Origin of the sequence: Paenirhodobacter sp. (assembly GCF_047600745.1) — a bacterium.
Taxonomy (GTDB): domain Bacteria; phylum Pseudomonadota; class Alphaproteobacteria; order Rhodobacterales; family Rhodobacteraceae; genus Rhodobacter.
Genome location: NZ_JASGKI010000004.1, coordinates 877,586 through 890,319, shown reverse-complemented (window position 1 = coordinate 890,319; position 12,734 = coordinate 877,586). Strand labels below are relative to the sequence as shown.

Here is a 12,734-nt window from a genome sequence, read left to right as displayed (position 1 = left end):
TAAGAGCCCCCGGCGGTCGTTGATGGGTCTGTCTTCGGGGCGGCATACATAGGAGCTCGTTATGAGTGTGCCTTCTTCCAAAGCCGAACTCCTGGATGCGGTGTCGGCAACATTCGGGAAATTGATGACCGACCTTGCCCGAGTCCCCCCGGAGATTGCCCGACAGGCGTCTCTGGAGGGCCATGCCGCGGGCACATTGATGAGTCCCGCAGATCTGGTGGCCTATCTGCTCGGCTGGAACGAACTCGTTCTGAAATGGCTGAAGATGGATGACTGCGGAGAGGTGGTCGATTTTCCTGAAACCGGGTTCAAATGGAACCAACTTGGTTTGTTGGCCCAGAAGTTCTACGCAGATTATCAGTATCTTGAATGGCCCGAGTTGCTGACCCGACTGACTGCGGCAAATATCCAGATCATCGAAGCGATCTCGTCCCGGTCTGACGACGAACTCTATGGCCGTCCCTGGTATGGCAAGTGGACGAAGGGTCGGATGATCCAGTTCAATACATCGTCGCCTTACGCAAGCGCGCGGTCGCGTATCAGAAAATGGCTCAAGACTGGCCATTAAGCCGCGTTCCACAGATTACCCGTCGCATTCGGGCGGCTTTGGCTGATGCCCGGTCACGCGCTTTGGCGCCCGTGTGTTTGTCATCTGACATTCGGTGATTTGTGCGTCGCGCCGGGAATCAGAGATATCCTTCGGACCGGAAGCTCAGTTCCCGGCTCTTGCCGATCACCAGGTGGTCGTGCAGGCTGATGCCCAGAACCGCGCCCGCCTGCCGCATCTGTTCGGTCACGGCGATATCGGCCTGCGATGGGGTCGGGTCGCCCGAGGGGTGGTTGTGGACGAGAATCAGCGCCGAAGCGTTCAGTTCCAGCGCCCGTTTCGCCACCTCGCGCGGATAGACCGGAACATGGTCCACCGTGCCACGGGCCTGTTCCTCATCGGCGATCAGCACGTTCTTGCGGTCCAGATACAGCACGCGGAACTGCTCGGTCTCGCGCAGCGCCATCGTGGTGTGGCAATAGTCGAGCAACGCATTCCAGGATGACAGCACCGGCCGGTGCATCACCCGCGCGCGGGCCAGCCGCTGTGCCGCTGCCTCGACGATCTTCAGCTCCTGCACCACGGCATCGCCGACGCCATTCACCTCGCGCAGCCGGGCAGGGGCGGCCGCAATCACCCGGCCGAAATCGCCGAACACCTCCAGCAGCCTGCGTGCCAGCGGCTTCACATCCTGCCGGGGGATGGCGCGGAACAGCACCAGTTCCAGCAGTTCGTAATCCGGCATCGCCGTCGCGCCGCCCTCCATGAACCGTGTCCGCAGCCGTTTGCGATGGTCCTGGAGATAGGAGGGCAGTTTGTCCCCGCCCCGTGGCGGGGCGAGAACCGCTTCGTCGGGATCGCCGAACAGCGACCTGGATTCGTGAAAGGCGGAGGGCTGTGTCATACCCCGATCATCCGCCGTTCTGGTGAACAAAGCCTTAACCGGAATCAGCCGGTCATGCTGTCCCAGAAGCTCTTGACCTTCTTGAAGAACGTCGCCCCTTCGGGGTTGTTCTCGGCCTCGATTTTCTCGAATTCGCGCAGCAATTCCTTTTGCCGCGCGGTCAGGTTCACCGGCGTTTCGACCGCCAGTTCGATCACCATGTCGCCCGAACCGCCGCCGCGCAGCGCGGGCATGCCCTTGCCGCGCAGGCGCATCTGCCGCCCGGACTGGCTGCCCGCGGGAACCTTCACCTTGCTGCGGCCACCGTCGATCGTCGGCACCTCGACTTCGCCGCCAAGCGCGGCAGAGGCGATCGACACCGGCACGCGGCAGAACAGGTGCACCCCGTCGCGCTGAAAAATCGCATGTTCGCGCACTTCGATGAAGATATAGAGATCGCCCGCAGGGCCGCCCCGCATTCCGGCCTCGCCTTCGCCCGCCAGACGGATCCGCGTCCCGGTCTCGACCCCTGCGGGGATGTTGACCGCCAGGTTGCGTTCCTTCTCGACCCGGCCCGCGCCGTGGCAGACCCGGCAGGGGTTCTTCACCACCTGACCCACGCCGCCGCAGGTGGGGCAGGTGCGTTCCACCGTGAAAAAGCCGTTCTGCGCCCGGACCTTGCCCATGCCCGCGCAGGTCGGACAGGTCTGCGGCTCGGCGCCGCCCTCGGCCCCGGTGCCGTTGCAGGCGGTGCAGGCCGAAGATCCCGGAACGGAAATCGTCTTCTGCACGCCCTTGAACGCCTCTTCCAGCGTCACCCGCAGGTTATAGCGCAGGTCGGACCCGCGTGCCGCGCGGCTGCGCCCGCCGCCGCCACGCCCGCCCATGAAATCGCCGAACAGATCCTCGAACACGTCGGAGAAGGCCGAGGCGAAATCGCCCTGGCCGCCGTAGCCGCGCTGCCCGCCACCCATGCCACCCTCAAAGGCCGCATGGCCGAACCGGTCATAGGCCGCCTTCCGATCGGCATCCTTCAGGCAGTCATAGGCCTCGTTCACTTCCTTGAACTGGGCCTCCGCATCCGGATTGTCCTTGTTGCGGTCGGGGTGAAGTTCCTTCGCCTTGACGCGATAGGCCTTCTTGATCTCCTCGGTCGAGGCGGTGCGGACGACACCCAGAACCTCGTAGAAATCGCGTTTTGCCATGGAGTTCCCCTCGACAGGAGAGCGGGCCCGCGTGGGGCCCGCTCCGCCGTCCTGTGGCGCTTACTTGCGCTTGTTGTCGCCCATGTCCTCGAAGTCGGCATCGACGATACCATCGTCGTCGCGCTCGGCCCCCTCATGGTCCCCGGCCTTTTCGGCATCGGCCTGCTGCGCCTTGTAGATCGCTTCGCCAAGCTTCATCGCGGCATCGGTCAGGTTGCTGATCGCGCCCTTGATCTTGCCGGCGTCCTCGGTCTTGAGGGCTTCCTCAAGCGCATTGGCCGCCAGTTCGATCACCTCGACGGTCGAGCCATCCACCTTGTCGCCATGTTCGGCGAGCGACTTGCGGGTGGAGTCGAGCAGGCTTTCGCCCTGGTTCTTGGTCTCGACCAGCTCCTTGCGCTTCTTGTCGGCTTCGGCATTGGCCTCGGCGTCCTTGACCATCTTCTCGATCTCGTCGTCGGACAGGCCGCCCGACGCCTGGATCGTGATGTTCTGCGATTTGCCGGTGCCCTTGTCCTTCGCCGAAACGCTCACGATGCCGTTCGCGTCGATGTCGAACGTCACCTCGATCTGCGGCACGCCGCGCGGGGCGGGCGGGATCTGTTCAAGGTTGAACTGGCCCAGCATCTTGTTGTCCGCGGCCATTTCGCGTTCGCCCTGGAACACCCGGATCGTCACCGCGTTCTGGTTGTCCTCGGCGGTCGAGAAGATCTGGCTCTTCTTCGTCGGGATCGTGGTGTTGCGGTCGATCAGCCGGGTGAACACACCGCCCAGCGTTTCGATGCCGAGGCTCAGCGGCGTCACGTCGAGCAGCACGACATCCTTCACGTCGCCTTGCAGCACGCCCGCCTGAATTGCCGCGCCAAGCGCCACGACCTCATCCGGGTTCACGCCCTTGTGGGGTTCCTTGCCGAAGAATTCGGTCACGGCTTCCACCACCTTCGGCATCCGGGTCATCCCGCCGACGAGAACCACCTCGTCGATGTCCGACTTCGACACGCCCGCATCCTTCAGCGCGGCTTCACAGGGCTTCAGCGACTTCTTGATCAGGTCGCCGACCAGGCTTTCCAGCTTCGCGCGGGTCAGCTTCATGACCATGTGCAGCGGCGTGCCCGAGCTTGCATCCATCGAGATGAACGGCTGGTTGATTTCCGTCTGCTGGCTGGACGACAGTTCGATCTTCGCCTTTTCCGCGGCTTCCTTCAGCCGTTGCAGCGCCATCTTGTCCTTGGTCAGGTCGACGCCATGCTCTTTCTTGAACTCTTCGGCCAGGTAGTTGACGATCCGCATGTCGAAGTCTTCACCGCCGAGGAACGTGTCCCCGTTGGTCGATTTCACCTCGAACAGGCCGTCGTCGATTTCCAGGATGGTGATGTCGAAGGTGCCACCGCCGAGGTCATAGACCGCGATCGTCTTGGTTTCCTTCTTGTCGAGGCCATAGGCCAGCGCCGCCGCCGTCGGTTCGTTGATGATCCGCAGCACTTCGAGGCCGGCGATCTTGCCCGCGTCCTTCGTGGCCTGGCGTTGCGCGTCGTTGAAATAGGCCGGGACGGTGATCACCGCCTGCGTGACGCTTTCGCCCAGATAGCTTTCGGCGGTTTCCTTCATCTTCTGCAAGATGACCGCGGAAACCTGCGCGGGAGAATATTTGTCGCCCCGCACCTCGACCCAGGCATCCCCGTTGCCGCCATCGACGATGGCGTAGGGAACCAGCTTCTTGTCCTTCTGGACTTCGGCATCGCCCACCTTGCGCCCGATCAGGCGCTTCACGGCGAAAACGGTGTTGGTCGGGTTGGTGACGGCTTGCCGCTTGGCAGGCTGACCGACGAGGCGCTCGCTGTCGGTGAAGGCGACGATCGACGGCGTGGTCCGCGCGCCTTCCGAGTTCTCGATCACACGCGGCTGCGAACCATCCATGATGGCGACGCAGGAGTTCGTGGTCCCGAGGTCGATCCCGATGACTTTGGCCATGTATATACCTCTTCTTTCGGCGATATGGCGGGGTCGGGTCCTCATCAGGCCCCCTTCCCCTATCCCAGGGTTTCGGTTGCTGCCTTCGGGGTGATCCCGCTGGCTTCTGGCCGTATATAAGAAGGCAAAAATGGCGCTGCAAGGACTCGGTTCGGGGGAATGGCGGAACAAATGTCGGATTTTCCAGATCGGCCCGGGGCGCGGCCGGAACCCGCCGAGATCCGGGGTTTTCTTCATTATTCCGGATGGTTGACGGGGGATGAACAGCGCGGGATCCTGTCCGATCTGCGCGCCGTGGCACGGGCCGCGCCGCTGTTTTCGCCGATGACGCCCTACGGGCGGCCGATGAGCGTGCGGATGACTTCGGCGGGAAAGTTCGGCTGGACCTCGGACCGGAGCGGCTATCGCTACGCCGCCGCGCATCCCTCGGGCACCGCCTGGCCGCCGATCCCCGACAGCATCCTGCGGGTCTGGCGCGCGGTGGTGCCGGGCGCGCGCGAACCCGAATGCTGCCTGATCAACTACTATGGCGCCGAAGCCCGGATGGGCCTGCATCAGGACCGCGACGAGCGCGACTTCACCCAGCCCGTCGTTTCGATCAGCCTGGGCGATGACGGGCTGTTCCGCATCGGCGGCACCGAGCGCGGCGGGCGGACGCAGAGCCTCTGGCTGCGTTCGGGCGATGTGATGGTGATGGGCGGCCCGGCGCGGCTTTGTTATCACGGGGTGGACCGGATCGCGCCGGGGACGTCGCTTCTGCTGCCGAAGGGTGGGCGGATCAACCTGACGCTGCGCGTGGTGACCTAGACCGAGCCGCGCGGCATCGGATTCGTCGCCTTGTTGTAGGGGGTCCAGTCCGTCACATGCGGATAGTGCCGCCGCCGCCATTCCCGCACGCGCGGGTTCATCCGCCGCCGCCACAAGGGCGGGATCATCGCCAGCGTCGTCATCGCCGGATAGCCCGTCGGCAGTTGCGGCGCCGCGTCCTCGGCATAGGTCTGGAGCAACGGGAAGCGCCGGTCGGGTTTGTAATGGTGATCCGAATGGCGCTGAAGGTTGATCAGCAGCCAGTTCGAGGCCGTCTGCGCCGAATTCCAGCTATGCCGCGGCAGGACATGCTCATAGCGCCCTTCGCCCCGGTATTCCCGTGTCAGGCCATAGTGTTCGACGTAATTCGTCAGTTCTAGCTGCCACACCGCGATGAACGCCTGCCACACGAACAGCCCGACGCCGGTCCAGCCGCCCAGGGCAAAGGCCAGTGCCAGCGCCGCGCCCTGAAGCGCCGCATAGCGCCAGAACGGGTTGGACCGGTGCCAGACCTTTCGCCCCGCCCGCGCCAGAAGCCGCTTTTCGGCCCGCCATGCCGAAGCGGGGCAATCGCGCAGGACACGCCAGAAATAGCGGTGGAAGCCCTCGTTGTAGCGCGCGGTCACCGCATCGCGCGGCGTGCCGACCCAGAGGTGATGCACCAGCAGATGCTCCGACCGGAAATGCGAATAGAGCACCGTCGCCAACAGCAGATCCGCCAGCCAGCGTTCCGTCCGGTTCATCTGATGCATCAACTCATGCGCGTAAACTATTCCAATCGTTCCGGAAATCACACCCACGCCAAAGAACAGCCCGACCGCCTCCGCCACGCTCAGCCCGGAGCGCGGCACCCACCAGATCAGGGCGAAGATCGTAACGGCCTGCACCGGGAACCAGATCAGCGTGATCAGCCGATACCAGAACAGATCGGCCTCCGGCGTGGCCGGGTCGGGCTGGTCCGCGTTCTCGCCCAGAACCCCGTCCAGCACCGTCACCAGAATCCAGCCGTAGACCGGCAGGAGCAGCACCGTCCAGCCGCCCGCAACCGCGCCCAGAACCGCCAGCGGAATCATCCCCAGCGACATCCAGAACGGCAGCGCCCGGAGCGGACGGCGGATTTCGTCGGGGGTGGACATCGGGGCCTCGCGGTTTCGCGCCATGATAGCGCACTGGTTTCCCGACGCAATCAGTCGGATTGCGGCAAAACCGCCTGCGCGGCATCCCAGACCTTGCGCATCACCGTGGGCAGGGCGGCGGGGCGGAAGGCCGCGCGGGGAGTGAAGCCCGCGCCCTCGGCCTGCGCGGCAAAGACCCGCAGCCGCAGGTGGAAATGGGTGAAGGTATGGCGCACCAGCGGCGCCTCGACCCAGTTCGCGGCGAGGGGCGGGCAGGGCAGCGGCGCGGGGCCCCAGTCCGACCCCGGAAACCCGGTCATCCCACCCAGCAGGCCCTTCTCCGGGCGCCGCTCCAGCAGCACACCCGCAGCCGAAGCCGCGACATAAACGAACCCCTCCCGCGTGGGCTTTTCCGCCTTCGGTGCCTTGCGGGGCAGGCTGTCGGCAATGCCTTCGGCCCGCGCGGCGCAATAGGCATCGACCGGGCAGAGCGCGCAGACCGGATTGCGCGGGGTGCAGATCGTCGCGCCCAGATCCATCATCGCCTGCGCATGATCGCCGGGCCGCAGCGCGGGCGTCAGCCGCCCGGCCAGCTGCGTCAGCTCCGCCTTCGCCCCCGGCAGCGGCGTCTGCACCGCCCAGAGCCGCGCCACCACCCGCTCGACATTGCCATCGACCACCACGGCGGGCTCGTCCCAGGCGATCGCCGCCACCGCCGCCGCCGTATAGGGGCCGATGCCGGGCAGGGCGCGCAACCCCTCCGCCGTGTCCGGAAAGCCGCCGCGTTCGGCCACGGCGCGGGCGCATTTCAACAGGTTCCGGGCCCGGGCGTAATAGCCCAGACCGGCCCATTCGGCCATCACCTCGGCATCCTCGGCCGCCGCCAGATCGCCCACCCGGGGCCAGCGGTCTGTGAATCGGCGGAAGTAGCTGCGCACCGCGGCCACCGTGGTCTGCTGCAACATCACCTCGGACAGCCAGACGCGATAGGGGTCGGGGCGCTCACCCGCCGCCCGCCGCAGGGGGCCGATCCGCCAGGGCATTTCGCGCGCGTGGACGTCATACCAGTCGAGCAGTGCCTTTCCTGCCGCGCTTTCTTCTCCGTCACGCAAACTTTATGCTCCCTTTTATCAATCCGGTGGCATTGCCTCGCAGGCCGCCTAGAATAGCGCCGAACGCAGGGAAGGACAGGGATGAGCGAGGAATACCGCGCCGCGCCGAAGGCATCGCGCCGCAATCGCGGCTTCGAGGCCGCATCCCGCCTGCTGAGCGAGCGGATCCGCACCGCCGGAGAGGCGCGCGGATTCGCCGTATCCCGGCTGTTGACGCATTGGCCCGAAGTGGTGGGCGAGGAGATCGCCCGGCTCTGCCGCCCGGTGAAGGTGGGTTACGCCCGGGGCGGATTCGGCGCCACGCTGACGCTTCTGGTCGAGGGAGCCGCCGCGCCGATCGTTGACATGAGCCGCGAGAAGATCCGCGAGAAGGTCAACGCCTGCTACGGCTACAACGCGATTTCCCGTGTCGTCCTGACCCAGACGGCGGCCACCGGTTTTGCCGAGGGGCAGGCGGTCTTCCTGACACAACCGAAGGCTCCTCCGGTGCCGACGCCGCAGATCCGCGCCGAGGCCCGCGCCGCCGCCGAGGGCTGCGAAGACGAAACCCTGCGCAGCGCGATCGAAACGCTGACCCGGAATTTCCTGATCCGGTCCGCTTCCCGGACCGCACCGAAGAAAGGTTCCCCATGATCCGACGCTCCCTCCTCCTTGGTCTGGCCCTCGCAGCCGTGACGTCAGGCTGGCTCCCCGGCACCGCCGCGCGGGCCGATGAGGCCGCCGAAATCCTGCCCGACATCCCGCTGGGCAAGGAAGACGCGCCGGTCACGGTGATCGAATATGCCTCCTATACCTGCCCGCATTGCGCCGATTTCCATGATGGCGTCTTTCCGGACCTGAAGCGGGACTACATCGACACCGGCAAGGTGAAGTTCATCCTGCGCGAGGTCTATTTCGACAAATACGGGCTCTGGGCGGGCATGGTCGCGCAATGCGGCGGGGCGCCGAAATATTACGGCATTGCGGGCATGCTGTTCAACGGCCAGCGCGACTGGATCGGCGACGGCAAGGATGCCACCATCGCCGCCAACCTGCGCAAGATCGGCCTGAAGGCCGGGCTGACCGGGGACCAGATCGAGACCTGCCTGAACGATCAGAAACATGCTCAGGCGATGGTCGCGTCCTTCCAGAAGAACGCGCAGGCGGACGGGATCGACGCGACGCCCAGCTTTGTGATCGACGGGAAGAAATACGGCAACATGAGCTATGCCGATTTCAAGAAGCTGCTGGACGAAAAGCTCGGCGGCTAAAGCCCGATCCGTGCCAGCGCCGCATCCAGCGGCGCGGCATCCTCCAGCACCAGCCGCACCGGCAGCGTCAGCACCTGCGGCCGGAACGTGGCCGGAAGCCGGGCGGCGTCCTTCTCTGTGGTCACCAGCTGCGCGCCCATGAGCCGCGCCTCGGTCTCCAGCCGGGTCAGCAGGCGGGGCGTGAAGGGCTGGTGATCCTCCAGCGCCTCGGCCCGCAGCACCTCGGCGCCCAGACCGCGCAGCGTGGCGAAGAACTTCTCCGGATGGCCGATCCCGGCAAAGGCCAGAACGCGCAGCCCCTGCCAGTCCATCCCGGTCCGCAGCGGCTGCAACGCCGCGCGCAGATGCGGCAGGTCCACCGGCCAGCGCGCATCGAAACCGGCCTGCGCTGCGGGCGGGCCGATCGACAGCAACAGATCGGCGCGCGCGAGCCCCGCCGCCACCGGTTCGCGCAGCGGCCCGGCGGGCAGGCACAGGCCATTGCCGAAGCCCTTCACCGCATCGACCACGACGAGCGACAGATCCTTTACCAGCGCCGGGTTCTGATGCCCGTCGTCCAGAATCACCGCCTGCGCCCCGGCCTCCATGGCGGCCTGCGCCCCGGCGGCACGGTCCTTCGCAACCCAGGTGGGGGCAAAGGCCGCGATCAGCAGCGGTTCGTCCCCGGTCTGATCGGCGGTATGGCGGCGCTCGTCCACTTGCACCGGGCCGGTCAGGCTGCCGCCATGGCCACGGCTGACGACATGGGCCGCGATGCCGCGCGCGGCCAGATGCTGTACCAGCGCGATCACCGTGGGGGTCTTGCCGGTGCCGCCCGCGTTGATGTTGCCGACGCAGATCACCGGCACGCGGATCCGCAGGCCGGGCCGGGCGACCCGCCGCGCCGTCGCCCGGGCGTAAAGTGCCCCGAGCGGTGCGAGCAGCCGCGCGGTCAGCGTCGGCGGCGTGGTGAACCAGAACAGCGGCGCCCCCATCAGCGCGCCCCCAGTTCGGAAAGGCCCAGTTCGGCAAGGCCCAGTTCGGCGAGGATCGCCTGTGCCACGGCCTCGGCCGCGCCCGCCCCGCCCGAGGTGATCGCCCAGGCGTTATGGGCCAGCATCGCCGCCCGGTCCGGCGCCATCAGATCGGCGATGGCCGAGGCCAGATGGTGGTCCTCGTCCACCGCCCGCGCGGCGCGGGCTTCGTCGAGGCGCGCATAATCCGGGCCGAAGGGCGCGGTCTGCGGCCCATGCACCACCGCCGAGCCAAGCGCAGCCGGTTCCAGCGGTGAGCGCGGAAACCGGGCCGATCCGGTCAGCGTGCCGCCCATGTAGCTCACCGGGGCGATACGATACCACAGGCCGTATTCCTGCGGGTCGTCGGCGATGAAGATCTGCATGTCGGTGTCGGGCTCCCCCTCGACGGTGCGCTGGCCGACCACCCATCCCTCGGAATCCAGCCGCTGCACAAGGGCTTCGGCCAGGGTTTCATCATCGGGCGCGAGGATCAGCAGCATCCGGTGCGCATGGCGCGCGGCATGGGTATGGGCCTCCAGCACCAGCGCGATTTCGTCCGCAGGCACGGCGGCGGCCAGCCAGACCGGGCGGGTCCGGGTGATGGCCGCGATGGAAGACCGCTCCGCCTCGGAACAATGCAGGGGTTCGGCGGGTTCGGACAGCACGCCGCCAACCTCGACCCGCTCCGGATCGACGCCCAATGCGATCAGGGCGGCCCGCCCCTGGGCATCGCGCGCGCTGATTCGCACCAGTTTCGCCAGCAGTTGCCGGGTCAGGCGGCGGCGGAAGAAGCCCTTCGCCGCATCCTCGGGCAGGCGGCTGTCCACCGCCATCAGCACGATCCCGGCCTCGTCCGCGCTGTCGATCAGCGCGGCGGGCAGCACGCCCCCCATCAGCACGATCAGATCCGGCTGCCAATGGCCGATCAGCGCCCGCGCCGCGGCGGGCGAATCCTCGGGCGGGTCCAGCCGGATCGTGCGCGGCGGCAGCGCCATCGCCATCGCCTCGGGCGCGCTGACCAGCAGGGTCAGGCCCTGTTGTTGCTGCCGCAGGCGGCGCAACAGGACCGCAACGCCCGACTCCATCTCGGGCGCCGGGTCGATGACGAACCAGATCAGCGGGCCGTCGGGGCGGGGCTGGGTGATCGCCTCCTGTGTCGCCGGCCCGGGGCGCCGCGGCGGCGACAGGGCGTGCCGCAGACGCCGCAGCAAGGACCGTTCCATTCCGCGATCAGGCGCCGAGTTCCTCGGTCGAGGAAGCGGGCGATTCCTCGTCGCGCAGGCGATGCAGGTGGGCGATGAAATAGCGGGTATGCGCATCGTCCACGGTACGCTGCGCCTCGCCCTTCCAGGCGGAATGGGCACTGGCGTAATTCGGGTAGATGCCGACGATATGGATCTTGTTCACGTCCTTGAACTCGCTGCGCGAGGGATCGACGAGTTCACCGCCGAAGACGAGATGCAAGCGTTGCGGGGCCTTGGTCATGGCGACTCCTGTGGCTTTGGGCTGCCCGCGCAAGGTATGCCATTGCATGCACTTGCTCAAGGCCGGGCTTCGCGGCAAGGTGCGGGCGAATCCGGAGGCACCATGACACAGACCCTGATGCAGATCTACGATGCCCGCGTGGCGGAGGGAAGCCTGCACGCGGACGCGGCCCAACGCGCCGTGCTGCCCTGCCTGGAGGAGATCCGGGCAAAGCTGGAATCCGCGCCGGTGCCGAAAAAGCCCGGCCTGCTGGCGATGTTCACCAAGGCCGCGCAGCCGCAGCCGGTGAAGGGGCTGTATCTGTGGGGCGGCGTCGGGCGCGGCAAGTCGATGATGATGGATCTGTTCTGCGGCGCAGTGAACGTGCCGAAGCGGCGCGTCCATTTCCACGCCTTCATGCAGGAGGTGCAGGCCAAGATCGAGGCCGCCCGCCGCGCGAAGGTGGAGGATTCGCTCCTGCCCGTGGCGCGGGAGGTGGCGGATCAGGTGCGGCTTTTGTGTTTCGACGAAATGCAGATCACCGACATTGCCGATGCGATGATCGTCGGGCGGCTGTTCGAGGAGCTGTTCAAGCGCGGGGTGACCGTCGTCACCACGTCGAACCGCGCGCCGGAGGATCTGTATAAGAACGGGCTGAACCGGCAGCTTTTCCTGCCCTTCATCGGCATCCTGAACCGCGAACTGACGGTGCGCGAGATCGTCAGCGAGACCGATTACCGCCAGCACCGCCTGACCGGCGCGCAGGTCTATTTCCAGCCGATCGGCCGCGCCGCGACCGAGGCGATGGATGCGCTGTGGCATGAACTGTCGGGCGGCGATCCGGGCCAGCCGCTGAAGATCGCGGTGAAGGGGCGGGAGGTGGTGATCCCGCAGTTCCATTCCGGCGTCGGGCGGGCGTCGTTCTGGGATCTGTGCGCCCATGCGCTCGGCCCGGCGGATTATCTGGCGATTGCCGAGGCGATGCGGGTGCTGATGATCGACGACATCCCGCAGCTTTCGGCCTCCAACTTCAATCAGGCGAAGCGATTCGTGACGCTGATCGACGCGCTTTACGAGGCGAAGGTGCGGCTGATCTGCTCGGCGGCGGACGAACCCGAGCGGCTTTATCAGGAGGGGGAGGGCGCGTTCGAGTTCGAGCGCACCGCCTCGCGCCTGCGCGAAATGCAGGACAAGGACTGGGGCCGGGCCTGAATTTCCGCACAGGCCCGGCTGCATCACCGCACATCCGGGGCAGGGCACGGAAATCATGGGAAAATATCGGCCTGAACCGGGCTGGCGCGGAAAACATGTATCTGCGCCGGAACTTTCTGTATGGAACCTGTGACAATCTGCGACATTATAGTGCCACTGGGGCGGAGAACCGG

Annotated in this window: 13 protein-coding genes; 5 read left to right on the top strand and 8 right to left on the bottom strand. The window is 66.5% G+C overall.

Annotated elements, in window-relative coordinates; translation table 11 throughout:
* Positions 1 to 61: 61 nt before the first annotated feature.
* The gene (locus tag QM789_RS13030) at positions 62 to 568 is read left to right on the top strand and encodes a ClbS/DfsB family four-helix bundle protein (protein WP_420352312.1); all 507 of its coding nucleotides are present in this window, start codon (positions 62 to 64) and stop codon (positions 566 to 568) included.
* A 118-nt stretch (positions 569 to 686) separates the two neighbouring features.
* On the opposite strand, the gene radC is transcribed toward QM789_RS13030, so the two are convergent.
* From radC to dnaK, 3 genes are read right to left on the bottom strand one after another with little or no spacing between them, the layout of a single operon-like run.
* The gene (radC, locus tag QM789_RS13025; protein WP_420352311.1) at positions 687 to 1,451 is read right to left on the bottom strand and encodes a RadC family protein; all 765 of its coding nucleotides are present in this window, start codon (positions 1,449 to 1,451) and stop codon (positions 687 to 689) included.
* Positions 1,452 to 1,495: 44 nt separating this feature from the next.
* A complete protein-coding gene (gene dnaJ, locus QM789_RS13020) occupies positions 1,496 to 2,635 on the bottom strand; it encodes a molecular chaperone DnaJ (protein ID WP_420352310.1) in 1,140 nt (379 codons plus the stop codon).
* 60 nt (positions 2,636 to 2,695) lie between these two features.
* Positions 2,696 to 4,606, bottom strand: coding sequence for a molecular chaperone DnaK (gene dnaK / locus QM789_RS13015; RefSeq protein WP_420352309.1), 1,911 nt, complete (start codon positions 4,604 to 4,606; stop codon positions 2,696 to 2,698).
* Between the two features lie 171 nt (positions 4,607 to 4,777).
* On the opposite strand from dnaK, the gene QM789_RS13010 reads away from it, so the two are divergent.
* Entirely contained in the window at positions 4,778 to 5,413 is a 636-nt protein-coding gene (locus QM789_RS13010) for an alpha-ketoglutarate-dependent dioxygenase AlkB family protein (protein WP_420352308.1), read from the top strand.
* On the opposite strand, the gene QM789_RS13005 is transcribed toward QM789_RS13010, so the two are convergent.
* On the bottom strand, positions 5,410 to 6,549 hold the full coding sequence (locus tag QM789_RS13005; RefSeq protein WP_420352307.1) for an alkane 1-monooxygenase: 1,140 nt from the start codon (positions 6,547 to 6,549) through the stop codon (positions 5,410 to 5,412). The genes QM789_RS13010 and QM789_RS13005 overlap by 4 nt on opposite strands.
* A 50-nt stretch (positions 6,550 to 6,599) precedes the next feature.
* Complete coding sequence (locus QM789_RS13000; protein WP_420352306.1) at positions 6,600 to 7,640, bottom strand: A/G-specific adenine glycosylase; 1,041 nt, start codon at positions 7,638 to 7,640, stop codon at positions 6,600 to 6,602.
* Positions 7,641 to 7,721: 81 nt separating this feature from the next.
* Between QM789_RS13000 and QM789_RS12995 the strand changes: the two genes are divergently transcribed.
* Together QM789_RS12995 and QM789_RS12990 are read left to right on the top strand one after the other, a co-directional pair.
* Positions 7,722 to 8,273 carry a DUF721 domain-containing protein gene (locus tag QM789_RS12995; RefSeq protein WP_420352305.1) on the top strand — a complete coding sequence of 184 codons (552 nt, stop codon included), beginning with the start codon at positions 7,722 to 7,724 and terminating at the stop codon, positions 8,271 to 8,273.
* On the top strand, positions 8,270 to 8,890 hold the full coding sequence (locus tag QM789_RS12990; protein WP_420352304.1) for a DsbA family protein: 621 nt from the start codon (positions 8,270 to 8,272) through the stop codon (positions 8,888 to 8,890). The genes QM789_RS12995 and QM789_RS12990 overlap by 4 nt, the downstream gene beginning before the upstream one ends.
* On the opposite strand, the gene lpxK is transcribed toward QM789_RS12990, so the two are convergent.
* The 3 genes from lpxK to QM789_RS12975 are packed head-to-tail and all read right to left on the bottom strand — an operon-like array spanning position 8,887 to position 11,370.
* Positions 8,887 to 9,864, bottom strand: coding sequence for a tetraacyldisaccharide 4'-kinase (lpxK, locus tag QM789_RS12985; RefSeq protein WP_420352303.1), 978 nt, complete (start codon positions 9,862 to 9,864; stop codon positions 8,887 to 8,889). The genes QM789_RS12990 and lpxK overlap by 4 nt on opposite strands.
* Positions 9,864 to 11,096 carry a 3-deoxy-D-manno-octulosonic acid transferase gene (locus QM789_RS12980; protein WP_420352302.1) on the bottom strand — a complete coding sequence of 411 codons (1,233 nt, stop codon included), beginning with the start codon at positions 11,094 to 11,096 and terminating at the stop codon, positions 9,864 to 9,866. Before QM789_RS12980 ends, lpxK begins: the two co-directional genes overlap by 1 nt.
* Before the next feature lie 19 nt (positions 11,097 to 11,115).
* The gene (locus QM789_RS12975; protein WP_420352301.1) at positions 11,116 to 11,370 is read right to left on the bottom strand and encodes a DUF4170 domain-containing protein; all 255 of its coding nucleotides are present in this window, start codon (positions 11,368 to 11,370) and stop codon (positions 11,116 to 11,118) included.
* A gap of 102 nt (positions 11,371 to 11,472) precedes the next feature.
* On the opposite strand from QM789_RS12975, the gene zapE reads away from it, so the two are divergent.
* Positions 11,473 to 12,561, top strand: a complete 1,089-nt coding sequence (gene zapE / locus QM789_RS12970; protein WP_420352300.1) for a cell division protein ZapE — start codon at positions 11,473 to 11,475, stop codon at positions 12,559 to 12,561.
* Positions 12,562 to 12,734 lie beyond the last annotated feature (173 nt).

Bases quoted from the DNA above. Each gene is read 5' to 3' on its own strand.
- lpxK (WP_420352303.1), bottom strand. From the start codon at position 9,864: ATGGGGGCGCCGCTGTTCTGGTTCACCACGCCGCCGACGCTGACCGCG.
- QM789_RS12975 (WP_420352301.1), bottom strand. From the start codon at position 11,370: ATGACCAAGGCCCCGCAACGCTTGCATCTCGTCTTCGGCGGTGAACTC.
- QM789_RS13005 (WP_420352307.1), bottom strand. From the start codon at position 6,549: ATGTCCACCCCCGACGAAATCCGCCGTCCGCTCCGGGCGCTGCCGTTC.
- dnaK (WP_420352309.1), bottom strand. From the start codon at position 4,606: ATGGCCAAAGTCATCGGGATCGACCTCGGGACCACGAACTCCTGCGTC.
- QM789_RS13030 (WP_420352312.1), top strand. From the start codon at position 62: ATGAGTGTGCCTTCTTCCAAAGCCGAACTCCTGGATGCGGTGTCGGCA.
- radC (WP_420352311.1), bottom strand. From the start codon at position 1,451: ATGACACAGCCCTCCGCCTTTCACGAATCCAGGTCGCTGTTCGGCGAT.
- QM789_RS13010 (WP_420352308.1), top strand. From the start codon at position 4,778: ATGTCGGATTTTCCAGATCGGCCCGGGGCGCGGCCGGAACCCGCCGAG.
- zapE (WP_420352300.1), top strand. From the start codon at position 11,473: ATGACACAGACCCTGATGCAGATCTACGATGCCCGCGTGGCGGAGGGA.
- dnaJ (WP_420352310.1), bottom strand. From the start codon at position 2,635: ATGGCAAAACGCGATTTCTACGAGGTTCTGGGTGTCGTCCGCACCGCC.
- QM789_RS12990 (WP_420352304.1), top strand. From the start codon at position 8,270: ATGATCCGACGCTCCCTCCTCCTTGGTCTGGCCCTCGCAGCCGTGACG.
- QM789_RS12995 (WP_420352305.1), top strand. From the start codon at position 7,722: ATGAGCGAGGAATACCGCGCCGCGCCGAAGGCATCGCGCCGCAATCGC.